We start from the raw sequence: 23,967 nt of genomic DNA on the forward strand, positions 1-23,967 counted from the left end.
GCTACTCGTTACGACAAGTTGGCCACGTCCTTCCTAGCATTTGTATACGTAGCTGCAATTTTCAAATTGACACAGTGACGAGTTTTCAGACACGACCTAATTGTTTGCCATACCATTTGCATTTATACTCTAACATTGCTCTGAATTGTGACCATGATACTTCGCTGATCGCTTTAGCTAACTTGTGGTTTTTGATGATTTCAGTCGAGATTTTTTGCAAATAATCTGTTCTTGCATTCGCTATTTTTTCGTGAATCCGCGCTACTTTACGTTTTTGCTTTTGATAGTTCTTTGCTTCATCTAATTTACATTTTCGTTTTAATGCTAATTTCTGTCGTCTAGACAGAATACGTTGTTCTTTTGCTAGTTTTTCTTCTAATGTGCGAAACCATTGAGGGTTGCCAAATATGACCAACGTCAATACCGACAGAAGAACCTGTTTTTTCTAATGAATGATTAATGAAGTCGCCAATGACAGTAAGCTTGTCTTCAAACCCACGCACGTCTCCGTAGCTTCTTTGCCCAATACACTTCATCACTAACAAGCGATTTCATATTTTTCGTAGGAGCTCAGATCGTAGAATTGAATGGAATTTGTTTGTCAAGCTAGTCAGATGTAAATTTAAAACGTCGATTTCCTGCACATACGGAAATCGACGTTTTTATTTAAGGTTAATCTGGTTGATGCTTTGGTAAACTCAGTGTAATGAATAGCGCGACGACGGCGACACAAGCAATCGCTAAAAACAAGTCCGAATAATGGCTAGCTTCAAAGGAATAAAGCGGGTTTAATGCACTTTCTGCTTCCCGACGAGCTGAGAGAAAGGCGCCGATTAAAGCCGAGCCGACACCTGTCCCGAGAAATAACGCACTTTGAAACAAACCCATCCCGACCCCAACTTGTTCCTTTGTTAAGGTTGATACGGCGAAGTTATTCGCAGGAGAGTTAATTAGCGCATACGCTAGCCCGGCGCCGAATACACCAACAGCCATCCATAGTGGAGAAGCTCCAGCAAACAATGACATGAAAAGCGTAGACACGACCATTGTGATTAAACCTGCACTTAATAGATATTTTGGTTTAATCCGGTCTGACCAATGACCGACGATAGGTGATAAAATCGCAACCGTAGCTCCACCTGGAAGGAGTAATAACCCTGCTTCTGCTGGTGCCAAATGATGAACTTCCACGACAAGCAGCGGGATAAAAACAAGGATCGGAAAATACGCGAACATTGCTAAGAAGATAATAAACACCGCACGAACATACATCCCGTTTTTTAATAAGACAGGTGGGATAAATGGACGTTGTGCTTTTGCTATCCGAATCGTCAAAACAATAAAAGCAAGCAGTGATACACTGAGGCTCGTGATCGTAGAAACTGAGAAAAATCCACTTGTTTCGGCTAAAGTTACACTATATAAAAATAAGCCGATGGCAAGCCCAAGAGAAACGCCGCCGATCATGTCAAATGAGCGATCTTCAGCATCTAATGGTTCGATTTTTTGCATGGAAATTTGCGCCCCGATTACAAGCAAAATGCCTATTGTAAAAGTGACCCAAAATAGTGACTGCCAGCCTAACCATTGCCCGACGATTCCGCCAAAAATGGGACCGAGCGCTGTCCCGATTCCAATACTTCCAGCAATAATGCCTAAAACAGCACCACGCTGTCCAGGGGGATATACTCGTGAAATGACGACAATCGAGACGACCGATATAGACGCCATTCCAGCCCCCATAATCATTCTTCCAGAAACCAATACAGCTAGGTTTGGTGCCAATGCACAAATCAAGCTGCCGATCGTTAAGATCAAGACACCGATTGTAAAGAGCTTTCTAGCTTCAACGAAATCAGAGATTCGTCCATAGAATGGAATGGCGATCGCCAAGACGAGCGCTACCCCGCTGACAACCCAACTAATTTGCGATTCAGAGCCGCCCACATCTCCACCAATCATACTGAGAACGGGAGTGACCATATCAACAGAGACACCGGATAGTAACACAGATGCAGCAAGCACGAAAATCAATAATTTATGATGTTGTATTTTCATATATATCCTCCTAAAAAATATGTGTATTTTTAGGAGGTTACATCAATTGTTTTTACCACTGCCTACACCTCTACTGATTTTTTAAGCAACAAAACACGACGTCCGTTCTAATTCAAATACCTTAGTATGAATCGTATCATATGGCAAGATGTCAATAAAGCTTCGTTGGATTTTCGTTTTGTTATTTTTAAAGGTTTATTCTATCTGCGATATCGTTAAACGAGGTATAATGAAATAAAATATCATTCTCATATATTTTTGATAAAACTGATTTTCGGACAAGAGCTATAAGTTATTATCTGAAGTATAAGAATTATTGAAAGGAGCTGTTCTCATGCATGAAGAAGCTATTCAATATTTTTCGGAATTGCTCGGAGAACAACACGTCCGTTTTTCTGAGGCAGATCGTCTCGTTTATTCATACGACGGCACCCCGGGTTTTCAAGCAATGCCTGATTGCATCGTGTCTCCGGAAACGACAGCAGAGGTTGCTGCGATCGTTCGCTATTGTCAGAAACACCGCATTCCTATCGTCCCTCGCGGCTCAGGCACGAACTTGAGTGCCGGGACGTGCCCAACACGAGGTGGCGTCGTCCTTTTGTTTACGCGCATGAAGCAAATTCTTGAGCTTGATCCGGAAAATCTAACGATGACGGTTCAGCCAGGAGTCATTACGAAAGAGATTCATCAGGCAGCAGAACACATAGGTCTATTTTATCCGCCTGATCCGTCATCGCAGTCTATTTCAACGATCGGAGGCAATATTAATGAAAATTCTGGCGGATTGAGGGGACTCAAGTATGGCGTCACAAAAGATTATGTCCTAGGTTTGGAAGTTGTCCTTGCGAATGGTAACGTCATTCGGACAGGGGGGAAACTGGCGAAAGATGTTGCCGGCTATGACTTAACCAAATTGTTAGTCGGATCAGAAGGCACTTTAGGTATTGTGACCGAGGCGACATTAAAATTATTGCCTGTCCCTGAAACGAAGAAAACGATATTGGCTTCATTTACCTCTATTGAGGCGGCGGGACGAGTTGTTTCACAGATTATTGCAAATAAAATCATACCAGCGACGCTCGAATTTATGGATCAAGGGACGATGAAAGCTGTTGAAGCGTACACGCATGTAGGACTCCCAACAGAAGCTGAGGCGGTGTTATTGATTGAACAAGATGGTGCCGAAGCCGTCGTTTTAAGAGATATCGAACAGATGATAGCCATTTGCCGTGCGGCTGAAGCCGTGAATATATCTGTTGCGACAACGGAAGCCGAAGCGGAACAGCTGCGCGCGGCTCGGCGCAGTGCCTTATCAGCGCTAGCCCGTTTGCGTCCGACGACCATTTTAGAAGATGCCACTGTTCCGCGAGCACGCGTGGCTGAAATGGTCAATGCGATTTCCGAGATTGCTAAACAGCACAGCGTGGCGATTTGTACTTTTGGGCATGCAGGCGACGGAAATTTACATCCGACGTGCGTAACCGATGCTCGAGATGCAGCGGAGATGGGGCGTGTAGAGCAGGCGTTTGAAGATATTTTTGCCAAGGCGATTGATCTTGGTGGGACGATTACCGGCGAACACGGCGTCGGTGAAATGAAGTCACCCTATTTAGCTTGGAAAGTAGGTGACGCAGGGGTACAGGTGATGAAGTCGTTAAAGCATAGCTTTGATCCGCAAAACATCATGAATCCCGGAAAAATGTTTGCGAAAGAAGAGCGTAAAAGGGTGGTATTGTCATGAAACACGCAGCGGACATCCAACAAGCATTTAACAGACGGTTGGATGAAGGAGAACTGATGAACTGCATGCGATGCGGGTTTTGTTTACCGGCTTGTCCAACGTATTTACAAACGGGTGGAGATGAATTGCATTCTCCTCGAGGACGAATTGCCTTAATGAAGGCTGTTCATGATGGGCAAATGATGCCGACGGAGGAAATGAAAGAATCGCTCAACGTCTGCTTAGGCTGTCGGGCGTGTGAGCCAGCCTGCCCAGCCGGTGTCACGTATGGTCATTTGCTTGAAGAATCGAGAGCCATTTTTGCCGAGTATGAAGCGAAAGGACCGCTCAAGAAAATGGTTTTTAAAGAGTTATTTCCGAAAAAGAAACGGATGGAGCAAACCGTAGGGGCGTTACGGCTCTATCAGAAATCGGGCCTCCAACAGTTGACACGTCAGCTAGGTTTTCTCTCCCTTTTTCCTGCTGGGATGAAGGAGATGGAAAAAACGCTTCCGGACGTGTTGCCGAAAACGGAACGACAGCATGCGGAGGTATACCGGGCTGTCGGGGAAACGCAAGCCAAAGTCGCTTTTTTCGCAGGCTGCTTGATGGATACGCTCTTCCATGCAACGAACAAGCATACGATTCATCTGTTACAGCTTGCAGGCTGTGAGGTGACGGTGCCAAAGCAACAAGGGTGCTGTGGTGCGCTCCACGGTCATGCAGGAGAAAAAACAGAAGCGATCGCTATGGCAAAGCGGAACATCGCAGCGTTTGAACAGTCGGAAGCGGATTATATCGTAGGAAATGCTGGCGGCTGTGGTGCATTTCTTGAAGAGTATGATACGTTGCTTGCCCAGGAAGGAGAAGATTGGCGACGAAGGGCACAGACGTTTACCGGCAAAATGCACGATTTTTCGAGCATCCTGACTTTGCACGACTTTACGGAAAAGGTGCCCCTTCAAGGCACAGGTGAGCGGATCACCTTTCAAGATTCCTGCCATCTGCGCAACGGTCAGCGTGTGTTTAAAGAGCCAAGGTTTCTTCTCCAGTCAATTGCGCACACAGAATATGTTGAGATGCAAGGAGCGGACACATGCTGTGGTTCTGCAGGCATTTATAACATCGTTCAGCCAGATATGGCGGCGTCTATTCTCGCTGATAAAATGGTGCATGCGAATGAGACGAAAGCAGCAATCATCGTCACTGCGAACCCTGGCTGTCTGTTACAAATGAAGGCTGGCATTGAGCAGCATGGTGAGGATGAGAACGTCGAAGCGCTCCATCTAGCAGACTTCTTGTGGGAGTGTATTGCTAAGGATGTGCGCGAGCAGGTACAGCTGCTTGCATAAAAGTTGACCGCTGTCTCACCATGTCCGAGTAACAACATAAGGGCTGAGCGTACGTTATACCGTGTATGTTGCAGCCCTCGTATTATTTTTCAATCGTTCGCTTCGCTTTTTTAATGATGCGCGCGGTTGCTTTTGTTTTCGACTCTTTATCCCATCGTTCACACAGGTGCAGCACCCATTCAGGCTGTGTCTTACTCGCATCGTTCAGCCAATTCCCTACAGAATCTTGTACATAAGTTGAAGGGTCTGATTTGAGGTGCTCGAGAATAGGGGCAGCTTTCTCTGGCTGTTGTTTTAACAGGTCAATATGTTTTGTCCATACGCCGCGGGGACGAATCACTTCACTTGAAAATCTACGAATATTTTCATCATCGCTTTGCGCCCATTTGGTTAACAGTGCAATGCTCCGGTCCATTTCATCAGCAAGATTTTGCCGAACGGACATCCAAGCAATTTCTCGTACACCGAAATGATGGTCTGCTGCAAATGGGTAGATGTACGCTAGTTTTTCTTCTAATGAATGATGTTGCAACTGATGTAAAAAGGCAGCCCAGCAACGAACGCTGTCTGAAGTATGCTTGGAGCAAAAGGCAAGCAATGCTTCCTGTTTATGTAAACTTTGATCTTTCATGATTTGATGAAGCTGCTGTCCGATAAGACGAATCGCTTTTAGACCTGTTTCGGCTTTCTGAGCAGTCAATTCAGAGGACATGGCTGCAAGCTCTTCAGCGGTCACTTGAGTTGGAAGGACGTGTTTTAATAAAGTTGGGTGGTGAACCGCTTGCCATTCAACAAGATTGACGCTTTCTATTTTTCCTTCATTAAGCAATACGAGCACATTTTGCGCGAGCTCACTCCCTTTTCGAGCGCCCTTTCGAGTTAAGATCGTTTGGCTGATGTCAGTCACGAACGCTTCCCCCTTTTACGAAGCCTATATGAAGAAAAATCTCTGCTAATATTATATCATTAAACAGTCTGTACTACATTCGAGCGGTTTTCCCTTGTTGATATGAATGAAGCTGTGTCGTAGTGCTGACTTGATTTTAACATTGACACGGCTTTGACACAAAATTGTGATCTTCGTTTAGATTGAATTTGAGTGAACAAGGGAAAACTATTTTAGAATATTGCATTAAAAAGAGGAGTGAATATCCCATGAAAGCGGTCGTAATTGAGCAGTACGGTGGCAAAGAACAATTAGTTGAACGTGACATAGAAAAGCCAGTTCCAGGTAAAGGCCAAGTATTAGTAGAAGTTAAGGCAACATCAGTCAATCCAATCGATTGGAAGGTTCGCGAAGGTTATTTACAATCGATGATGGACTGGGAATTTCCCATAATTTTAGGGTGGGATGTCGCTGGATTTGTTAAAGAGGTAGGCGAAGGCGTAGACGAATGGAAGCCTGGGGATGAGGTGTTTGCAAGACCTCAGACAACACGCTTCGGGACGTATGCAGAATTTACAGTTGTCGATGCTCATCTTTTGGCGCAATTACCTCAACATGTGAGTATGACAGAAGCTGCTGCCGTACCACTTGCTGGGTTAACAGCATGGCAAGGTATGTTTGATCATGCCGCCCTTAAAGAAGGCGAAAAGATTCTTATTCATGCAGGTGCAGGTGGTGTTGGTCATTTGGCAATTCAGCTGGCAAAGGCAAAGGGTGCTTACGTCATCACGACATGCAGTGCAAAAAACGCCTCATTTGTCCGTGAACTCGGGGCTGATGAAGTGATAGACTACAAAACTACCGATTTTTCAGAAGTGGTGAACGACGTGGACGTCGTGTTTGATACTGTTGGTGGCGAAGTCATGAATAAAAGCTTTCAAGTGTTGAAAAAAGGGAGCGGTCGTCTCATCTCAATTACGGGACAACCGGATGCTGATGAGGCTAAAAACGCCGGAATTTCTGCAAGTGGGTTTTGGTTACAACCAAATGGAGAACAGCTCAAGGAACTAGGAAAATTTTTAGAGAATGGGACGCTTCGTCCGTTGATTGCAGAAACCTTTGAGTTATCAAGTGAAGGAGTGCAAAAAGCACACGCTTTAAGTGAAACGGGGCACGCTCGCGGAAAAATTATAATTGCTATGCAGGGATAATAAGTATTCATGCCATTATGTTTTACAGCTCTAAATCTTTTAATAAGATCAATCACGATAAAAATGACCAGCCTAAGTGTTTTATGGCTGGCTTTTTATCGTTTTTCCTCATTTTGTTACAAAGAAATTTTAGAGGGTTTGCAACCAAATACAATTTAGATTCGTATATACTATAGTAGAAACGATGATAGATGGGCTTTTGTGGCTTCTGTGGAGTGGAAAGGGGATTTACTTAATCATGCAACGGTACCGGCTGATGAAATTGATTTCGGGGATTTATGAGGCTCTTCTTGGAATCCCGATTCTTGGTGGTTTGATCGTCGTAGGCTTTCTTTACACGCCTTTATTTGTCGGCTTAATCCTTCATGTTATTACACTTGCGATTGCACGAAAAGAAGGCGGTCCTACAGCAGGCAGTTTGTTTGGGATTGTAACGTCATGTATCGCCTGGATTCCGTTTGTCGGCATGATTATGCATATCATCAGTGCCTTTGTACTGATCTTTGAAGGCGTAAAAGAAAAACCGATGAAGACATATAGCTCTTTTGAACGGCAGCCATAATAGCGTAGTACTTTTAATCAATGAGCTAGACAAAACGATTGTATCTAAATGAAAAAAACAGCCTAGCAGTCGCAAAGGCTGTTTTTAGCATCTAGACATATTCTATGACACGATCTTATCGGGCAGAGGCTGCGAGTGATTTTGCTGCTGGAATTTGTTCAGCAGGCTGGGCAGCATCCTTTTGGCGTGACAGAAAGAAGAGAGACAGCCAGATGAGCATAAAACCGAGCAGTTGTGCAGGTGTAACCACTTGTTGGAAAACAAGCCAGTTAACGAGCAAGCCAGTCATTGGAAAGCTTAATTCAGCTAATGTCGCAACAGAAGCTTTCATTGTGCCAAGCCCTTTATAATAAAGAAGCATGCTGAACAGTCCTGGGATAAGCGCTGAAATCACGAGGTTGGTGACGATCATTGCCTGTGCAAACGAGTCTGCAGGCAACGCCCAAACTTCTCCTGAAAATGAAGCTAAAATGGCGAGAAGGGGAAGCGCTAATAGAAACCGCAACGATGTAACTGTTTCGTGGGAGAGGGTTGTCAAAAGAACACGTCCCATCACTGTGGAACCTCCCCAAAGGACAGCCGCCCCTAATGAAAATAAGCTACCGATATTTAACACGTCACGCCAATCAGACAGCGGCAGAGAAAAGCCGAACGTTAAAAAGTATGTTCCGATCAGGGCTACTGGAAAAAGAAATGAAAAGCGACGCGGCCATTTTTCTTTTAAGACGATCCTTGCCAGTAAAATAGCAAAGATGGGCTGCATTTTTTGTAGTAGCAAGACAGAATTGATATCACCATAAGTGAGACCGTTTGTAAATAGCAGCGATGCGAACGCCGAGCCTCCCCAAGCGATAAAAAGCAGCGCACCTAAGTGCTTCAAACTGAGACGGGACAGCTCTTTTCGATGCTTATACAAGATTGGTGCTGTCACAAGTGCCAAAATGATATGCTCGACAAGCACAATTTGTGTAGAAGTCATCGATTCCAACAGAAACATACGAAAGACGGGAGTAGCACCCCAAAAAGCAGCGCCGAGGACAATGAGCCAGAACATGTGATGACGTGTTTTTTCTTCCATCTTGGTGTCTTCAACCCTTTCGGTTGAATACGGCTTCTTCGAAAATCAAAACAGCTCTGCTTCACGGGGAAACAGAGCTGACCAAATAAACCTGTCGCTAGCAGCAACCTTAAAAAAGGATACACGACGAGCGTACACGTTTATTTTGATCTTCTCCCATCCGGACTTTTACCGTCGGCTCTGGAATTTCACCAGATCAGTCCAATGAAACATCGCTTCATTGGAGTCGCGGGCTGTCACCGCCGGTCAGGACTTTCACCTGCCCCGAAGATCCATATTCAAATGTGATTTAGTTTAAATTTGTAATACCATCATATGTGTGAATCTTTTATTTGTCCAGTGTTTTGCTTCAAATAGCGAAAACTGGAACTGCTGACATTTATCCTTTTAACCCGTTGACAGGCTGATCAAGTGGAAATGCGGTCGGCTTTTCGACTTTTGTCGTCATATGGTAATGCTTCTCGTTGTTTGAGGCTATATGGAACCCATGGATCGCTTCCAAGACGTGTAGTGCTAATTTACCTGTAGCTCGATGCTCGCGCTCATTTTGAATTGCATAAGCCATATCCAATACCCCTAGACCTCGGCTATTTTCAGTAAATCCATGAGTAAGCGGCACTTCGATAAAAGCTTTATGGTGTGATTTTTTTACATAGACAGGTCCGTCAAAGGTGTTTGGATCAGGAACAACCATAGAGCCGTCGGTACCGTGAATTTCAATATGAAATGGATGTTTACTCCCCTTAACATCAAAACTTGTTACAAGTGTTGCCACTGCACCATTTTCAAAGTCGAGCACACCAGCAATATGCGTTGGTGTTTCGACAGGAAACGTGCGGCCATAATCCGGTCCGTTCTTAACCATTCGTTCTTTGACAGGTGTAGCCGTAGACCCTGTAACCCGTTGAATAGACCCTATTAAGTGGATAAGTGCTGTTAAATAATAAGGCCCCATATCAAACATTGGTCCCGCGCCATACTGGTAGAGGAAGTCAGGCCCAGGGTGAAAAATTTCCGGTCCTTCATGCGTCATAAAAGCAGTAGCCGCAATCGGGGCGCCAATCCAACCATCATCAATAAGCTTTCGAGCCGTTTGAAGACCTCCGCCTAAAAAGGTGTCCGGGGCAGAGCCGAGGCGCAGTCCTTTTTCCTCAGCGAGTCGGATTAAGGATTTTGCGTCGTCTACCTCAATGGCCAAAGGCTTTTCACCGTAGGAGTGCTTCCCAGCTTCAAGCGCCTTTCGATGAATGTCTGCGTGGGCCGCTGGAATGGTTAAGTTGATGATAATTTCAACTTCTAAATCAGCAAGAATGTCGTCAACTGAGCATGCTTTTGGAACGTTATATCGCTTTGCCATTTCTTGAGCTTTCTCTAAGTCGAGGTCAGCGCAAGCGACAATGTTTAAGATGTCAAATTTTTGTCCAGCTTCAAAATAAATCGGACTAATGTTTCCGCAGCCAATAATACCTATGTTTACTTTTTTCATCTTGTGTATCACCTTTCTGGATTTAGGATGTTATTGTATTGTTTTTAAGATGTTGGACAATTTTTGCATGTGTGCGATCGAGCTTATAAAAGAATAAAACGAAAATTTGTAGAGCAGTAAAGACAATTGGGGCAGCAAACATGAGAAAACGAATCATCGATAGAGCACCTTCTGTTAAGGCCTCAGGGGTGTAGCCAGCAAAGTCAAGAGCATAAGCAACAAATGCTGAGCCTAAGGCGATGCCTAATTTAGTTGCAAAACTATAAGAGGCGTATAAAGTGCCTTCGGACCGTGTGCCGAATTTATATTCCTGATAGTCAACAGTGTCCGCCAGCATCGCAAGTGTTGCAGCATTGCCGATCCCTATCGCAGCGTTGGCTAAAAAGAAGAGACTTGCAAATAACAATTGTGGTGCACTTTCAAGAAAAATTAAGGAAATAAATAGTAAAAGCGCCATTGAGGTAGCGACAATGGTTCCGTTTCGGTTGCCAAGCTTTTTCAGCAATGAAGGAGCGAAAAAAGCACCAACGAAATATGCTGCATTTAACAGTCCAAGATAAAGGGGAGCCAATCCAGGACGTTCTAAAACGTAGGTAATGTAATAAATTAATACACCTGACATGGCACCCACACGGAGAAATAAGATTAAGGCATTTAATGAAACGATGCGCCAAGGGCCGTTTTTCATCAAGCTGGTCATAGACTTTTTGACATCAACTTCATGATCCGCTGTCTGATATTCAGCGTATCGTTCCTTACAGTGGCGGAATGTCATCATAAACAAACCGATCGCAATGAGTGAAAAGACCCCCATCGTGATAGGAAATCCTAACTGCTGATTGCCATTACCGAAAAAATCGACAAGCTCAAGGGTTAACACAGACACGAGAATAGCCCCTGTCGCCATCCCCATCATGCGAAAGCTGCTTAACTTAGCTTTTTCCTCAGAATCTCGCGTCATCATTGACATTAATGCACCATATGGTAAGTTAATGGCTGTGTAGATCATGCCGAGTAATGTGTAAGTGACATAAGCATAAATGAGCTTACCTGTATAAGAAAAATCAGGGGTAATAAATGTTAGTACACTAATGATCGCAAAAGGAATCGCCAAATAAAGAATATATGGTCGCGCTTTTCCATGTTTTGTGTTTGTTTTGTCAACAAGAATGCCCATGAGCGGGTCATTCACAGCATCCCATATTCTTGTTAACAGAAAGAGTGTACCAACAGCACCGGCAGCAAGACCGAAAATATCAGTGTAAAAAAAGAGTAAATAACTCGTTGTCATGCCCCAGACAAAGTTTGAAGCTAAGTCACCAAATCCGTAGCTTAACTTTTCTATAAAAGACAGTTTTTTCGACGGTTGTTTAAATGAGTTTTGTGAAACATTCATTGATTTCATCTCCTCTATGCTTAGCCTTATGAAAAGCAGTCAGTCTGAGGTGGAATACGGATGTGCTTTGCCTTTCAATGAAAATGTTTTTATTTATATGAAAAGTGGGTTCGCGAAGCTAAATGTTTAAAACTCTTTTCGACACTTTTGATTTGATTTAACGATGTTAAATCTTGTTCAACAAAAACATACTTTGCATAACCAAGAACTTTTGCTGTCTGTAAAATATCATCAATGTTCATTACACCATGACCGACTTCTGTAAAGTATTCTTGCTTGGAAAAAGGAATGAATGTCTCCATCGATACTGGCTCGTTTGTATCTAAGCGTTCAAAAGCATTGACTGGTGAAACACCGGCTGGTAAGTCTTTTTGATGAATGAGGTCACATCTTGAGTCCAACTTTTTTAAGTAGTGGATCGGGTCAACACCACCGCGTAAGGCCCAATACGTATCAAATTCAAACCGTACGAGACTAGGGTCTGTATTGTCGATCATTATGTCAAAGGCGCTATCTTGACCAAACTTTTGAAATTCTTGGAAGTGATTATGATAGTAAAATGAAATCCCTTCTTTTTCACAGAGGTTTCCGTAATCATTCAAATTTTCACAAAATCGCAGAACGTCATCTCTGTCTTTAAAAAATTTCATCGGGCAAACAAGTGCAGAGCTCCCAATCGTATGATTAAAAGCGATCATATCTCTCCAATTCACTTTTTCAATTGGGTGCACATGGCTTGATACGGCCTTAAGCCCAAAGTGGTCTAACTGTTCTTTAAATTCTTTAGCTGTCATTCCACCGATATTAATGTTATTTTCTACGTTGTGGAATGCGAGTTCGACATTGGTATAACCGATTTGTGCTACCTTCTCAAGAGTCCCTAAAAAGTCTTTCTCAAGCTCTTCTCTGACAGAATACAGCTGTAAACCAAGCTCCATTTGAAAAACCTCCTTTATTGTAAACGTTTACAAATTGTAATCGTTTACAATTATAACTTGCACTGTTTGTCATTGCAAGAAGGAAATCTAATTAATTGCAATGCAAACAGTGGGTCGTTATTGCAAAGGAGCTGTTGATGACCTTTCAATAAGCTGATGGGGTAATTTAATCGTAGGATATTTTTTTGTCTCTGAATGTATATTATGATACAGCGTATTAAAAGCTTCCGTACCGATAGCAAATGTCGGTTGAGAAATCGTCGTCAATTCCGGCGATGCCATAACAGCTTCCTGTGTATTATCGAATCCTACAATGGAGAATTCTTCAGGTACTTTGAAACCAGCTTTTTGCAGAGTCTTTGCGGCTCCAGTGGCGAGCACATCACTAATGCAAAAAAGCGCTGTCGGTCGCGGATGAATGTGAAGTAGACGTTCTGTCAGGTGGACGCCGTCTTCATAGGACAGTTGCCCGTACTGAATCAGTTGTTCATCAAAAGAGATTTTATGATCGGCAAGCGCCTTTTTGTAACCTTTCAGCCGCAGCCGTGCTGAATTGACCGATTTACTTGACAGCATGCCAATCTTTTCGTGACCTAATGAAAGTAAATATTTCACAGCATCATACGCTGCTTGCTCCTCATCGATTGAAATCGAAACTGTAAAATCTGTCTCTTTAATCTCACAGCATTGGACAACATGATGAGTTTTACCGAGATCAGTCAGCTCTTTTTTCGATAAACTTGAGTTTAAGATAATGACACCATCGACCAGCCGGTTTTGCAGCATTTGCAGTTGTTCCCATTCTTTCTTTTTATTTGAAGAGGTCGGGCAAGCGATTAGTGTGTATCCTTTTTGACGTGCGGCTGTCTCAATTCCATCAAAGACATCTCTTAAAATTGGCCAGACAAGTAAAGGTGTGAGGACGAGAATCCGTTTTGTTTTCGCTGTGCGTAAATCACGTCCGAGGGAATTCGGCGTGTAGCCTAGGTCGTCAATCAGTTTTAAAATGTCTTCTTTCGTCTCTTGTTTGATTAAAGGACTATTATTTAATGCGCGAGAAATGGTTGCAACAGAGACACCTGCTTTTTTTGCAACGTCACGAATCGTCATATTAGATTTTTCCATGTGTTCATCTCCAAACTAAAAACACTAAGTATTGTCAAATCAATGTGTATGTATAAGTATAGTTGATAGAATGTAGTTCTGCAGTTGCGAAGCAAAAAAAGTAGGTTTGATCTATGGTGTCAGTTGAGCTACATTTAGGTGGAGATGTTTTGTGAAATTTAGATGATTTCATTGGTCTGCAGAAAACGAAGAAGAAAGAAACAGCTTTTTTGCAGCAAATGCCAATGGTGTGTAAACGACATATCCTTAGGAAGGAAGGGTACCCTATGCTCGATGCCCCGGTTCCGATTTTGCGGTTTTTTGATGAAGAGCGTACGTTTGCTTTTTATGAACGCTTCCTTGGATTCACAGTCGATTGGACGCATCGCTTTGAAGAAGGCTTGCCTCTATATATGCAAGTATCGCAAGGGAAGTGTGTGTTACATTTATCTGAGCATTATGGTGATGCAATTCCTGGCTCAACCTTACGTATTGGTGTTGAAGATGTGGAAGCTTTTCAACAAGCGCTCCTTCGACAACAGGCTGCCTTTGCACGGCCTGGGCTTCAAGACGGAGTAGGAGGGAAAGAGTGTATTGTCACCGATCCTTCAGGGAACCGTCTGATCTTTTTCAAAATTGAATGATATACAAAAGGAGTGGAAATGGCATGGCAAAATCAAAAGCAAAAAAACAACGCAAAAAAAGGATTCGAGAAGGGTGGAGGAACCCGGAAAGCAACCGTAGTGCGTATGCTTTTCAAGACTTGCGCACGAGGAAAACAAAAACGAAGAGAGACTACTTATATCGATCGAAGCATAAAACTCATTCTTACTCTCAGGAGAAGGATGAGTTTTTTTATTTTGCAGGTTAGCCAGATTCCGAAAAAGCTTAGCCAGATTTGTGGTTTTTTTAAGAAAATTGCCACGCTACAATAAGCTCAACATAGACAAAAAGGAGGAAACAACTGTGACACAAGCTTTGAAAAAACTATCGACTGCAGAGAAGGAAGCCTTTGAAAAAGAAGGGTATGTCATCATTCGCGGCTTGTTTTCTGAGGAAGATGTTAAGCGCATTCATGACCTTTTTGAAGAGATCAGTCATCAAACCATTCCAGGGCATTTTGAGCCTGATTTTTCGGCAGAACAGAACGATCCGCTAAAACGTTATCCGCGTGTGATGCATCCACATCGCTTTAACGAAGTAGCACGTGATTATATGCTTCATCCTGGAGTGTTTGATGTGTTGGAAGATTTGTATGCAGAGGATGTGCTCGCCGCTCAGAGCATGTTTTATTATAAGCCACCAGGCTCTAAGGGGCAGGCACTGCACCAAGATAACTTTTACTTGAAAGTGCAGCCAGGGAACTGTGTGGCTGCGTGGACGGCAATTGATGATGTTGATGAAGAAAATGGCGGGCTACTCGTTGTGCCGCAAACGAATGAGGATGAGATTGTCTGCCCAGAATTGGCTGATCGTTCTGAATCATTTACCCATCATTATGTGAAGCCGCCTGAAGGAAAGAAAGCAGTACCAGTGAATATGAAAGCTGGTGATGTGCTTTTCTTCAACGGCAACTTAATCCACGGTTCTTATCGTAATAAAACGAAGGATCGTTACCGGAGAGCTTTTATTTGCCATTATGCGAATGGATCAGCCGAAGAAATTAGCAAGCATTATAACCCGCTGTACAGAAGAGATGGTCAAACGCTCGATTTAAAAGGGAACCCAGACGGCGGACCATGTGGTGTTGAATTTGAAGATGTCTACCCTCATTAAGCAAAAACTAGACGTTCAAATGGCTTGGTGGACGCTCTCTGGCATGGGGGATGAAGCGGGCGAGTGGAGTGATGAAGAAAAAATCAAGCGTGTGGCAGAAGATGGATTTACGGGGATCAATGGGTTTTTGCCGCCACCGGAAAAGGCAAGCCAATGGCAGGAATGGATGGAACAGCATAGCCTTACTTTCAGTATCAATGCCTATCCGACCAATGCCCATGACATGGAAGCTTTTTTAGATAAGGCGCTTGAATATTCGGGAGACATTAGCTTGATCAATGCACAAGTGAAGGCCCCTTTTTGTACAGGAGAACATGCGATTGCACTTCTCGACCGAATTCACACATTATCAAGACAGGCGAAATTGCCTGTCTTGGTAGAAACACACCGTGGAACAATTACACAAGACCTATTGCGAACGGTAGAGTATGTAGAGAGACTACCCGACCTGCCATTAACGATTGATTTTTCTCATTACGTACTGACAGGAGAAATGCACGTCGTCTCTCAAGAAGCAGAAGTGTATTTTCAACGGTTGTTACAGCAGACTGAGTGCATCCATGGGCGAATTTCAAACGGTGAACAGATTCAAGTTCGTTTGAACGCGGACGGTGGACATGAACGTTTAAACGACTTTTCACACTGGTGGCAATCTGGAATGAGAGCGTGGCGAACCCGTCACTCTTCAGGGTGTTTTCCCTTTGTTTGTGAATTAGGTCCGCCACCGTATGCGTTGGTTGACGAAGCGACGGATGAGAAGGCGATTCGTTGGAAACAATCTTTACAGCTCGCAGACATCGCTAGACGTCTATGGAAAGACATTGATGAGGAAGTCTCAGTGAGCGTATAAAGATAGAGATGAACTCTTCAAAAGCTGCTTCCCAAAACAGGAAATGTACGGTACAATTTCTTGGGAACATATGTGCCTTTCTTTGAATTGCAAGGCCCTTTGTTTCAATAGAAAAGAGAAACGTATTGGTGTTAGAAGGGGCGTTCTGTATGACAGGAAAAACACATTTGTTCGGGGGAATTGCCGCAGGGGTTGCAGTCATTCAAGTGACAGATGCAGCGCCCGGACCGGTATTAATTTTAAGTACACTCTGTGCATTGCTGCCAGATATATGCCACAGAGGGTCCCGTATCGGTCGCAAGCTGAAAATTGTTTCGTGGCTCGTTAGCAGCCTTTTTGGTCACCGAACAGTGACGCACAGCTTGCTTTTCCTCGGCGTGGGCAGCTGGCTACTTTATTTATTTGCCCCTGATCCGGCCTATGCGTACGGCTACGCAGCTGGTGTCAGCAGTCATTTGTTGCTGGATGCATTGACGGCAAAGGGAATTCAGCTCTTTTGGCCTATTCCTTGGCGGATTCGTTTTCCACTGTACACGAAAACAGGTGGGGTCGTGGAGTGGTTCGTGCTCATGGCTTTAATTGGCTATATCGGCTATGCGGGTTTAGCTGTACAATAATGGAAAAACAGGTCTCTTCAATACGAAGGACCTGTTTTTTTATATCACAACAATTTAACGCTATTTTTGTGCTTCCACACGGATGAGTTGATCATAACCATAGATGCTCGCTAATTTTGCCGAATTGGTTTCGGAAACGGTAGATGCAAAACCGAGGGTTAACATTGCTCGATTTGGCGTATTTGGGTTTGGAAGATAAATGCTCATTCCTTCTGGTTCGCGAAAACGAAGGTCGCTTCCAGCTGAGATCAAGTGCTGATCGACGACGGATCCATCAGCAAGATCGACAATGGTGATTTTCGTGTTGCCAGTTGGTTTTTCGGAATCTCCTTTTCCATAGGCATTTCCTTCTAATAAGTATAAGAATCGTCCATAGGAAGCAAAGCCTTGAAAAGTCCCGAGACCGCTTGGCTGAGCGACATTGTAAATCGGCGTATCGTTATGCTGTTTTACTTGGTCCAAGGGGAAGACAGCAAAGTTGAATTGGCCATTTTCTCGGTAACGCATCGTTAAGTTTCCATACGCCATATCAATGTTGACGGTCGTACGATCAACGTCAGGGATAAGCTCGAATTTTTCCAGTTGAGGGTTGTCAGCATGTAGAATTTGCCCATCTTCAAAAGGAAATCTTGCTAGCTTTGATCCCCATCCGTGTTTGCCATCATTAGAAATGGCGTCGGTTTCCGTCCAAATAAACGTGTTGTCTCCTTCTGTTTCAATACCAATAGAAACACCGTGACCGAATTCTTTTAAAAACATATGTCCTTCTATTTCGCCCTGCAAGTTCAATTTCGTTAACGTGAGATCTCCTCGGAAGTCGCGGTCGCGACCACTTACTGGTTCATCCTCGTCGGGCAGCTGTTGCCCACCGGCCATCAACTGCACGGTATAGATGTGTTTGTTCACATGATCAAAAGCGAACGATTGAATGACAGTGTTATTGTGCAACGCTTTTTCGCGAATTAATTCAGTGTCTTCTGAAGTTAAATCGAACATTTTTGACTGCTCAATTGGTGGCATGGCCAATGCTGTGTTTGGAAGTAGAAACAGTAGTGAAAGTGCAGCCATGCTGTAACTGAAGATTTTTTTCATAAAGATTGCTCCTTTAATGCTGACGTCCATCGTACATACATTTCTTTAAATTTTGCTAAGTCATTCGTCGTACATAAGATATCAGGATGTCGACTGAAAATCTCAAACTGCCAATCGGCATCGACAGGCCAGACGACGATTTGCACGCCTTCATTTCTACATTTTTGAACGTATTCATCGGTTAGAAATTCAATTCGAACCGATAAGTATGTCGCGTTTATTTCCTTCATAAATGGGAAGACCGCCGGAGTGGCTCCTGTTTGAATAATGCCCAATTCGATGTCGTTTGAAAGCTCACGCATTTTCATAATCGCGAAATGATCAAAGGAATTGACATAAACTTGATCAAGCATACCTGCATCCGTAATCTCCTTAAGCACTGCTTCTTCCAGGCCAGGATAACGATCCCCTTGTTGTTTTAGTTCAACGGCAACCTTCATACGATTTTTACAAAAAATCAAGCCTTCCTTAAGCGTCGGAATTTTTTCATCGCTTCCGACAGTGAGCGCTTGTAATTCGGCATATGTGAAATCTTTTATAAAGCCCTGTCCATTCGTCATCCGATCGACAGTGATATCGTGCATTAAAATAGGGACGCCATCTTTGCTTAAATGAACATCAATTTCTACATATTCAAAATCGAGGTCAAAAGCAGCCCGGTACGCTGAAAGCGTGTTTTCAGCGTACTTCGTCGGGTAGCCACGGTGCGCAAGTGCTTTAATTTTCAAGGTTAATCATCCTTTTTATAGAGGTTGTTGGTTACTGGCTTTCTTGGATCTTTTGATACTGCTGTAAAACTTCTGTCACTTCATCATTGGCTTGATCAAGGGCTTCATCAATCGTGAGAGAGCCTTCTAATATTTTTTCTACCTGATCTTCAATAATAATGCGAATATCAGGATAGACGCCGATATAAGCACCTTGTGTTACCGGGGAGACCTCAGCCAAGTGAAGCTGGTCTAAGGTTGCTTGTACTTGTGGATAATTCTCTAAATGTGTTTTGTACAATTCATTCTCATATACATCGGTACTGACAGGGTAATAGCCAGTATTTGTTGTCCACTTGACTTGTGTATCCGGCTCTAGTAAATATTGGACAAAGTCCCAAGCGGCATGTTGGGTTTCTTCTGGAATGTCGTCAAAAATCCATAAAGATGCGCCGCCAATGACAGATCCGTGCGGTTCAACCCCGTCAGCAACAGGGTATTTTGCAATGCCGAGATCAAAAGATGCATCTTCAATTGCTGGAACGGCATTGGAGGATGTATCAACGATCATCGCTACCTTCCCGGCGAAAAATGATTCTTTGACGTCATCATTATTCCGTCCAAGGTTTACAAAAGTTCCTTGATCATACATCTCCTTAATCCACGTGATCGCTCGTTTCATTTCCTCATTATGAATTGTTGCTTCTGTCGGTGTACCGCTTCTCCCGTTTTCATTGTTAACGGTATATCCGCCTTGGTTAACGACAAGCTGTTCGTAATGCCAGCCGTAATTACGGATATTAATCCCATAGCGTTCAACTTCAGAGCCATTTTTCGTCGTGAGCAGCTCGGCCGCCTCGGCAAATTCACTATACGTATGTGGTGGATTTTCCGGATCAAGGCCGACTTCTTTAAAAGCATCTTTGTTGTAATAAACAACCGCAACAGAAGGGTTAAATGGCATAGAGTACAGCTTTCCGTCTACTTCATATCTGCCGAGAATCGCAGGTTCAAAGTTTTCTATATTAAAGTTATCTTGATCAATAAAGTCTTGCATCGGTTTAATTTCACCCATATCGATCATCGGTTTGGTCGATTCCTCGTTTAATTGCATAAGTGCTGGGACGTCATCTGTTCCAATCACTGAGTTAATTTTACTGAAGCCCTCACGATACGTTCCTTGAAACACTGGTTTGACAATGACTTCACTTTGTTCACTATTGTAATCTGTAATGATGTCTTCTAACACATTAAGATTGTTGCCGCTCATTGAGTGCCAAAAAGTGACGACCGTTTTTCCATCCTCTGTCATCGGTTCACTGCTTGAGGGATAACCACAGGCAGCGAGCAGTAGCGTAAAAACCAGCAATCCAACAATGTTCTGCAATTTCATTTTCATCAAGCCTCCAGCGGATTATTTTTGAGAATACGTCGTCAAGCCTTCTTGTAAATATTTGTGTCCTATCAGCAATATAATTAAGGTCGGGAGTAAAATGAGAATGATGCCGGCCATAATAATAGGAAAAGAGTTTTGCTCTTCTTGTGAGATAAGCATTTTTAAGCCAATTTGCACGGTTCTTATCTCATTACTATTTGTCACAAGTAACGGCCATAAATATTGGTTCCACGTTGTAATAAAAGAATATGTGCCAATGGCGGCAAGCATAGGCTTGGACAAAGGCAAGACCATTTGCCAAAAAAAGCGGAAGCGTGAACAACCATCCAATTGCGATGCTTCGTGCAACTCCTTAGGTATCGTCATAAAATGCTGTCTTAATAAAAAGATTCCCAATGTGAGAGCTAAATGAGGAACAATTAAGCCAGTGAAAGAATCGATCCACCCGAGTGTGATGATCGTGTCATAGTTAGGAATTATCGTCGCTTCCCACGGAATCATCATTGTTGATAAAACGAGCATAAAGAAAACACTCTTTCCAGGAAAGGGAATAAAGACAAATGCATATGCTGCTAAACTGCTAGTGATTAAATGACCAATTGTAACGATAGATGCAAAGAAGAAGCTATTTACAATAAACTTTAAAATCGGTACATCAATGATGACATCAAAATAATTTTGCAAGGTCAGTTCGGAAGGAATCAGAGATATCGCATTATTAAACGCATCCGGTTTCATGAGGCTGATTAAAAATGCATAGACAAAGGGAAAGAGCATGATGGCTGCAGATAGTAATAGCAATGTCTGTCTAAGGGCTTTTTCTTTTAAACTCATTGATAATGCACCTTTTTCTCTCCAAATTTAAATTGAAAGTACGTGACAATTAAAATGACTAAGAAAAGGAATATCGCTTGTGCAGAAGCAGAACCGACATCGTAGCGAACAAATGCATCTTGATAAATGGAGTAAACGATAAGGTTGGTTGAACCTGAAGGTCCTCCGCCAGTCATCAAATCAATTTGCGCAAATGATTGAAAGGAGCTAATGACTAAAATGACAGTGACGAAAAACAAAACCGGTGAAAGCTGGGGGATTGTAATATTTTTGAATTGTCTCCACCAGCCTGCCCCGTCTATTTGTGCACTTTCATACAGCTCTTTTGGTATATTGTGTAATCCTCCGGTGAGTACGATGAAATTAAAACCAATGCTAATCCAAATGGTTGGGATAGAAATCGAGAAAAGCGCCCAATTTGAATCGATCAGCCAGCCTATTTTTTCAATTTTTAGCCAACTTAGCACCTCATTAAACAAGCCGTTTTCGGGGTGATAAAAGAAACGAAAGATAACAGCGCTTGCAGCGACTGAAACCCCTAATGTGTACGAAAAAATGATTTTATATATTTTTGCTCCTTTGAATTTGCCGTGTGCCAAGACGGCAAGAAACAATGAAATCATGATTGTTCCAGGGACAATATATAAAATAAATAGCAGCGTAGCGATCATCGTTTCGATAAAATCAGGCGATTGGAGCATATCAACATAATTTTGTATGCCATTAAAAAACACCGGATTTCTCTGCCGATCCGTAATAAAAAAACTTAAATAAAAAGTTTTCAATATTGGGTAAAATACAAAAATAATAAAGATAAGCAATGCAGGTGATAAGTAAAGCAAAGCGCTACGAAAATCTTTTCTTTTTGAATTCATTATCCTTGGCATCCTCTCTATCCAAAGTAAGTTGATTGTTTATTTTTAATCATTTCAAGATTTTTTTGAGATTTATATGCAAATATGTGCTTATTAATGTTCTTAAATGTTCATTTAAACTCATTTTAACTGGGCACCTATATGATGTCAATGAATTGTCTAAACAATTTAATGAAAAGATAAATCAACCATAAACGAATATTTGTCTTGCAGCGTTTGTCAATGTATTCGCTTCTTTGTTACTTATATCCATATAAAATGAGGATGCCCTGCATTATCATAAGCTTACAATGTCCAGTTTTGTTTAAGGTCGATCAAGGGTAACGAATGATAAGGTGTTCATTCAAAGTAAAATCAAAAATAATTGTTTAATGATCGAAAAAGTGTTAAAATATCTTAATACACTTTTCGAGCTTTGTGAATATACTATAGAGAAAGGAGGTTGGCCAAGCTATGAGACAGGTTACACTGGAACAAGTGTTTTTACATCCGGTGGCACAGAAATATCTTGGGCGTTCGGGAATCGCTCATGCGATCACTGTAGCTGAAAATGCCTTGAGACGCGCTCTTCGAGAAGGTGAAAATACTGACTTAGCGGTGAAAGCAGCCCTTCTTCATGATATAGGACATCACCAATGGTATAGAGATGGGCAATGGGACTATCAGCTATATCGTCAAAATGATATTCATGCGATTAAGGGCGCGACGAGAGCGCATAAATTGCTTGTCCAGCTGGGTGAAAAACCGAGTGACGCAAAGGCCATTGCTGTTGCTATCCTTTTGCATACAGATTCATATTTGCCGGAAGGATCTTTTGAACGGAGTCCATTGCAGCGGATCGTTCATGAAGCGGATGAAGCAGATGAAGAGCCAGGAGGCGCGCATCATTATCGTCGTACCGATATGACCACAGCCTTGCAGCGCATTCGGCACCTTGATCGACTAGTTGACCGTTCGCTGACAGACGCTAGGCAGCAGCAAACGAGCTGAATGGATTTATTGACGCCATTATGATTTTTCGATATAGTAATAAAAATTAGTTCGGAACCTTTGTATAGGGGAGTAGCTCTTGCAGTAACGTCGTCAATTCGGGAGCGATCCCCGGCGTTGCTGGCAACGTTTGTTGTTTGCGAGACCTTTACCGTTTTTTCGGTGAGGTCTCTTTTTTTAGGCATACCTGTGAGGTCTTTTCTGGGTGGCATAAGAATGGAATAGATGTAAAACGTTTGCGTTGTGGAGACTGAAAGTGAAAGAGGTGTCAGTGATGAAACCGACACAGCAGCTAGTGCGTAGTGTTCTTTTTAAATTTGAAGGTAAAAGCTGGGTTGTCGAACAAAAAGACGCACGGCTGCAGCTTGTAGGGCAAGGGCGAAGCGCCTGTGTCTTTCGGATTGCTGGTACCAATCGTGTGCTAAAAGTGTTTTACCCACCTTTTGTAAAGATAGCGCAAGAGGAGGCTGAGATTTATCAACAGCTTGCCGGCATTTCGTATTTTCCGACTTTGCATGAATCTGGCGAGGGATATCTTGTCATTGATTATGTAGAAGGATTTACGTTTTATACATGTATGGCAACAGGTCGGCGGGTTACAGAGGCGCATATCAAAGAAGTGGATCGAGCTTTACAGGGAGCACGTGAGCGTGGCTTAAACCCTTCGGATATTCATCTGCAAAATTTAATTGTTACCCTTGACGGAAGTGTAAAATTGATTGATGTTGCAAGATTTAGGCAAAAGAAAAAATGTCAGCAATGGTCGCACTTAAAGAAAGCATTTTATCAGTTGTACCAAAAGCGGTATGTGCCGAAAAAGTGGCCAGTTCGTGTGATGAGAATCGTCGCTGAGCTATATAAGAAAAAAAGGTTGCCCCGTTTTCGCTAAATATAGTGAACGGTGCTGCCGAAGGGTTTTTTCAAAGTTATTTTGTGTAAACGCGTAGAGGCAGCGGTAATTTTTTTGTTTGCTAGGCTTTCATCTATTAAACGATATTACGCTCGTTGTCTTCACTCGCCTTTTAGCGCAAGAAGTGGA

At 42.8% G+C, this 23,967-nt stretch carries 23 protein-coding genes, 1 pseudogene and 1 riboswitch; of the genes and pseudogenes, 11 read left to right on the top strand and 13 right to left on the bottom strand.

Annotation, left to right across the window (positions count from 1 at the left end; translation table 11 throughout):
- Positions 1-97: 97 nt before the first annotated feature.
- Together G4V62_RS09795 and G4V62_RS09800 are read right to left on the bottom strand one after the other, a co-directional pair.
- A pseudogene (locus G4V62_RS09795) lies at positions 98-449 on the bottom strand (transposase); the annotation flags it as partial.
- 223 nt (positions 450-672) lie between these two features.
- The gene (locus G4V62_RS09800; protein WP_165201680.1) at positions 673-2,058 is read right to left on the bottom strand and encodes an MFS transporter; all 1,386 of its coding nucleotides are present in this window, start codon (positions 2,056-2,058) and stop codon (positions 673-675) included.
- 334 nt (positions 2,059-2,392) lie between these two features.
- On the opposite strand from G4V62_RS09800, the gene glcD reads away from it, so the two are divergent.
- Both glcD and G4V62_RS09810 read left to right on the top strand, forming a co-directional pair.
- Positions 2,393-3,799 (top strand): glycolate oxidase subunit GlcD, encoded by a 1,407-nt coding sequence (gene glcD / locus G4V62_RS09805; RefSeq protein WP_165201682.1) that lies wholly within the window; start codon positions 2,393-2,395, stop codon positions 3,797-3,799.
- Entirely contained in the window at positions 3,796-5,130 is a 1,335-nt protein-coding gene (locus tag G4V62_RS09810; RefSeq protein ID WP_165201684.1) for a (Fe-S)-binding protein, read from the top strand. The genes glcD and G4V62_RS09810 overlap by 4 nt, the downstream gene beginning before the upstream one ends.
- An 82-nt stretch (positions 5,131-5,212) precedes the next feature.
- Here G4V62_RS09810 and G4V62_RS09815 read toward each other — a convergent pair whose 3' ends face one another.
- Complete coding sequence (locus tag G4V62_RS09815) at positions 5,213-6,037, bottom strand: DNA alkylation repair protein (RefSeq protein WP_165201686.1); 825 nt, start codon at positions 6,035-6,037, stop codon at positions 5,213-5,215.
- Positions 6,038-6,285: 248 nt separating this feature from the next.
- On the opposite strand from G4V62_RS09815, the gene G4V62_RS09820 reads away from it, so the two are divergent.
- Positions 6,286-7,227 (top strand): NADP-dependent oxidoreductase, encoded by a 942-nt coding sequence (locus tag G4V62_RS09820; protein WP_165201688.1) that lies wholly within the window; start codon positions 6,286-6,288, stop codon positions 7,225-7,227.
- Positions 7,228-7,465: 238 nt separating this feature from the next.
- Positions 7,466-7,789 carry a hypothetical protein gene (locus G4V62_RS09825; RefSeq protein WP_165201690.1) on the top strand — a complete coding sequence of 108 codons (324 nt, stop codon included), beginning with the start codon at positions 7,466-7,468 and terminating at the stop codon, positions 7,787-7,789.
- A 115-nt stretch (positions 7,790-7,904) separates the two neighbouring features.
- On the opposite strand, the gene G4V62_RS09830 is transcribed toward G4V62_RS09825, so the two are convergent.
- The 5 genes from G4V62_RS09830 to G4V62_RS09850 form a co-directional block, all read right to left on the bottom strand.
- Positions 7,905-8,867, bottom strand: coding sequence for a DMT family transporter (locus G4V62_RS09830; protein ID WP_165201692.1), 963 nt, complete (start codon positions 8,865-8,867; stop codon positions 7,905-7,907).
- Positions 8,868-9,011: 144 nt separating this feature from the next.
- Positions 9,012-9,143: riboswitch (FMN riboswitch) on the bottom strand.
- 103 nt (positions 9,144-9,246) lie between these two features.
- Positions 9,247-10,353 (bottom strand): Gfo/Idh/MocA family protein, encoded by a 1,107-nt coding sequence (locus G4V62_RS09835; protein ID WP_165201694.1) that lies wholly within the window; start codon positions 10,351-10,353, stop codon positions 9,247-9,249.
- Positions 10,354-10,375: 22 nt separating this feature from the next.
- The gene (locus G4V62_RS09840) at positions 10,376-11,749 is read right to left on the bottom strand and encodes a glycoside-pentoside-hexuronide (GPH):cation symporter (RefSeq protein ID WP_165201696.1); all 1,374 of its coding nucleotides are present in this window, start codon (positions 11,747-11,749) and stop codon (positions 10,376-10,378) included.
- 89 nt (positions 11,750-11,838) lie between these two features.
- Positions 11,839-12,687 (bottom strand): sugar phosphate isomerase/epimerase family protein, encoded by an 849-nt coding sequence (locus G4V62_RS09845; protein WP_165201698.1) that lies wholly within the window; start codon positions 12,685-12,687, stop codon positions 11,839-11,841.
- A gap of 117 nt (positions 12,688-12,804) precedes the next feature.
- Positions 12,805-13,812, bottom strand: a complete 1,008-nt coding sequence (locus G4V62_RS09850) for a LacI family DNA-binding transcriptional regulator (RefSeq protein ID WP_165201700.1) — start codon at positions 13,810-13,812, stop codon at positions 12,805-12,807.
- Between the two features lie 266 nt (positions 13,813-14,078).
- On the opposite strand from G4V62_RS09850, the gene G4V62_RS09855 reads away from it, so the two are divergent.
- From G4V62_RS09855 to G4V62_RS09875, 5 genes are all read left to right on the top strand, one after another.
- Complete coding sequence (locus G4V62_RS09855) at positions 14,079-14,435, top strand: glyoxalase superfamily protein (RefSeq protein WP_165201702.1); 357 nt, start codon at positions 14,079-14,081, stop codon at positions 14,433-14,435.
- A gap of 23 nt (positions 14,436-14,458) precedes the next feature.
- On the top strand, positions 14,459-14,662 hold the full coding sequence (brfA, locus tag G4V62_RS09860; protein ID WP_165201704.1) for a ribosome rescue factor BrfA: 204 nt from the start codon (positions 14,459-14,461) through the stop codon (positions 14,660-14,662).
- A gap of 95 nt (positions 14,663-14,757) precedes the next feature.
- Positions 14,758-15,567, top strand: a complete 810-nt coding sequence (locus tag G4V62_RS09865) for a phytanoyl-CoA dioxygenase family protein (protein ID WP_165201706.1) — start codon at positions 14,758-14,760, stop codon at positions 15,565-15,567.
- Positions 15,551-16,417 (top strand): IolE/MocC family protein, encoded by an 867-nt coding sequence (locus G4V62_RS09870; RefSeq protein WP_246218373.1) that lies wholly within the window; start codon positions 15,551-15,553, stop codon positions 16,415-16,417. The genes G4V62_RS09865 and G4V62_RS09870 overlap by 17 nt, the downstream gene beginning before the upstream one ends.
- Before the next feature lie 149 nt (positions 16,418-16,566).
- Entirely contained in the window at positions 16,567-17,034 is a 468-nt protein-coding gene (locus G4V62_RS09875; protein WP_165201708.1) for a metal-dependent hydrolase, read from the top strand.
- 60 nt (positions 17,035-17,094) lie between these two features.
- Here the strand turns inward: G4V62_RS09875 and G4V62_RS09880 are convergent, their stop codons facing one another.
- The 5 genes from G4V62_RS09880 to G4V62_RS09900 are packed head-to-tail and all read right to left on the bottom strand — an operon-like array spanning position 17,095 to position 21,938.
- A complete protein-coding gene (locus G4V62_RS09880; protein ID WP_165201710.1) occupies positions 17,095-18,126 on the bottom strand; it encodes a phage baseplate protein in 1,032 nt (343 codons plus the stop codon).
- Positions 18,123-18,854, bottom strand: coding sequence for a glycerophosphodiester phosphodiesterase (locus G4V62_RS09885; protein WP_165201712.1), 732 nt, complete (start codon positions 18,852-18,854; stop codon positions 18,123-18,125). The genes G4V62_RS09880 and G4V62_RS09885 overlap by 4 nt, the downstream gene beginning before the upstream one ends.
- Positions 18,855-18,885: 31 nt before the next feature.
- Positions 18,886-20,226 (bottom strand): ABC transporter substrate-binding protein, encoded by a 1,341-nt coding sequence (locus G4V62_RS09890; protein ID WP_165201714.1) that lies wholly within the window; start codon positions 20,224-20,226, stop codon positions 18,886-18,888.
- Between the two features lie 21 nt (positions 20,227-20,247).
- Positions 20,248-21,063 (bottom strand): carbohydrate ABC transporter permease, encoded by an 816-nt coding sequence (locus G4V62_RS09895; protein ID WP_165201716.1) that lies wholly within the window; start codon positions 21,061-21,063, stop codon positions 20,248-20,250.
- A complete protein-coding gene (locus tag G4V62_RS09900; RefSeq protein ID WP_165201718.1) occupies positions 21,060-21,938 on the bottom strand; it encodes a carbohydrate ABC transporter permease in 879 nt (292 codons plus the stop codon). The genes G4V62_RS09895 and G4V62_RS09900 overlap by 4 nt, the downstream gene beginning before the upstream one ends.
- A gap of 453 nt (positions 21,939-22,391) precedes the next feature.
- On the opposite strand from G4V62_RS09900, the gene G4V62_RS09905 reads away from it, so the two are divergent.
- Positions 22,392-22,928: an HD domain-containing protein gene (locus G4V62_RS09905; protein WP_165201720.1), complete on the top strand. Its 537-nt coding sequence runs from the start codon at positions 22,392-22,394 to the stop codon at positions 22,926-22,928.
- A gap of 274 nt (positions 22,929-23,202) precedes the next feature.
- Positions 23,203-23,817, top strand: coding sequence for a protein kinase family protein (locus tag G4V62_RS09910; protein ID WP_165201722.1), 615 nt, complete (start codon positions 23,203-23,205; stop codon positions 23,815-23,817).
- Positions 23,818-23,967 lie beyond the last annotated feature (150 nt).

Origin of the sequence: Litoribacterium kuwaitense, assembly GCF_011058155.1 — a bacterium.
GTDB lineage: Bacteria > Bacillota > Bacilli > Bacillales > DSM-28697 > Litoribacterium > Litoribacterium kuwaitense.

What these genes read in the sequence shown, in the direction of transcription:
- G4V62_RS09800 (WP_165201680.1), bottom strand. Translation starts at nt 2,058, where the DNA reads ATGAAAATACAACATCATAAATTATTGATTTTCGTGCTTGCTGCATCT.
- glcD (WP_165201682.1), top strand. Translation starts at nt 2,393, where the DNA reads ATGCATGAAGAAGCTATTCAATATTTTTCGGAATTGCTCGGAGAACAA.
- G4V62_RS09810 (WP_165201684.1), top strand. Translation starts at nt 3,796, where the DNA reads ATGAAACACGCAGCGGACATCCAACAAGCATTTAACAGACGGTTGGAT.
- G4V62_RS09820 (WP_165201688.1), top strand. Translation starts at nt 6,286, where the DNA reads ATGAAAGCGGTCGTAATTGAGCAGTACGGTGGCAAAGAACAATTAGTT.
- G4V62_RS09825 (WP_165201690.1), top strand. Translation starts at nt 7,466, where the DNA reads ATGCAACGGTACCGGCTGATGAAATTGATTTCGGGGATTTATGAGGCT.
- G4V62_RS09830 (WP_165201692.1), bottom strand. Translation starts at nt 8,867, where the DNA reads ATGGAAGAAAAAACACGTCATCACATGTTCTGGCTCATTGTCCTCGGC.
- G4V62_RS09835 (WP_165201694.1), bottom strand. Translation starts at nt 10,353, where the DNA reads ATGAAAAAAGTAAACATAGGTATTATTGGCTGCGGAAACATTAGTCCG.
- G4V62_RS09840 (WP_165201696.1), bottom strand. Translation starts at nt 11,749, where the DNA reads ATGAATGTTTCACAAAACTCATTTAAACAACCGTCGAAAAAACTGTCT.
- G4V62_RS09845 (WP_165201698.1), bottom strand. Translation starts at nt 12,687, where the DNA reads ATGGAGCTTGGTTTACAGCTGTATTCTGTCAGAGAAGAGCTTGAGAAA.
- G4V62_RS09850 (WP_165201700.1), bottom strand. Translation starts at nt 13,812, where the DNA reads ATGGAAAAATCTAATATGACGATTCGTGACGTTGCAAAAAAAGCAGGT.
- G4V62_RS09855 (WP_165201702.1), top strand. Translation starts at nt 14,079, where the DNA reads ATGCTCGATGCCCCGGTTCCGATTTTGCGGTTTTTTGATGAAGAGCGT.
- brfA (WP_165201704.1), top strand. Translation starts at nt 14,459, where the DNA reads ATGGCAAAATCAAAAGCAAAAAAACAACGCAAAAAAAGGATTCGAGAA.
- G4V62_RS09870 (WP_246218373.1), top strand. Translation starts at nt 15,551, where the DNA reads ATGTCTACCCTCATTAAGCAAAAACTAGACGTTCAAATGGCTTGGTGG.
- G4V62_RS09875 (WP_165201708.1), top strand. Translation starts at nt 16,567, where the DNA reads ATGACAGGAAAAACACATTTGTTCGGGGGAATTGCCGCAGGGGTTGCA.
- G4V62_RS09880 (WP_165201710.1), bottom strand. Translation starts at nt 18,126, where the DNA reads ATGAAAAAAATCTTCAGTTACAGCATGGCTGCACTTTCACTACTGTTT.
- G4V62_RS09890 (WP_165201714.1), bottom strand. Translation starts at nt 20,226, where the DNA reads ATGAAATTGCAGAACATTGTTGGATTGCTGGTTTTTACGCTACTGCTC.
- G4V62_RS09895 (WP_165201716.1), bottom strand. Translation starts at nt 21,063, where the DNA reads ATGAGTTTAAAAGAAAAAGCCCTTAGACAGACATTGCTATTACTATCT.
- G4V62_RS09900 (WP_165201718.1), bottom strand. Translation starts at nt 21,938, where the DNA reads ATGAATTCAAAAAGAAAAGATTTTCGTAGCGCTTTGCTTTACTTATCA.
- G4V62_RS09905 (WP_165201720.1), top strand. Translation starts at nt 22,392, where the DNA reads ATGAGACAGGTTACACTGGAACAAGTGTTTTTACATCCGGTGGCACAG.
- G4V62_RS09910 (WP_165201722.1), top strand. Translation starts at nt 23,203, where the DNA reads ATGAAACCGACACAGCAGCTAGTGCGTAGTGTTCTTTTTAAATTTGAA.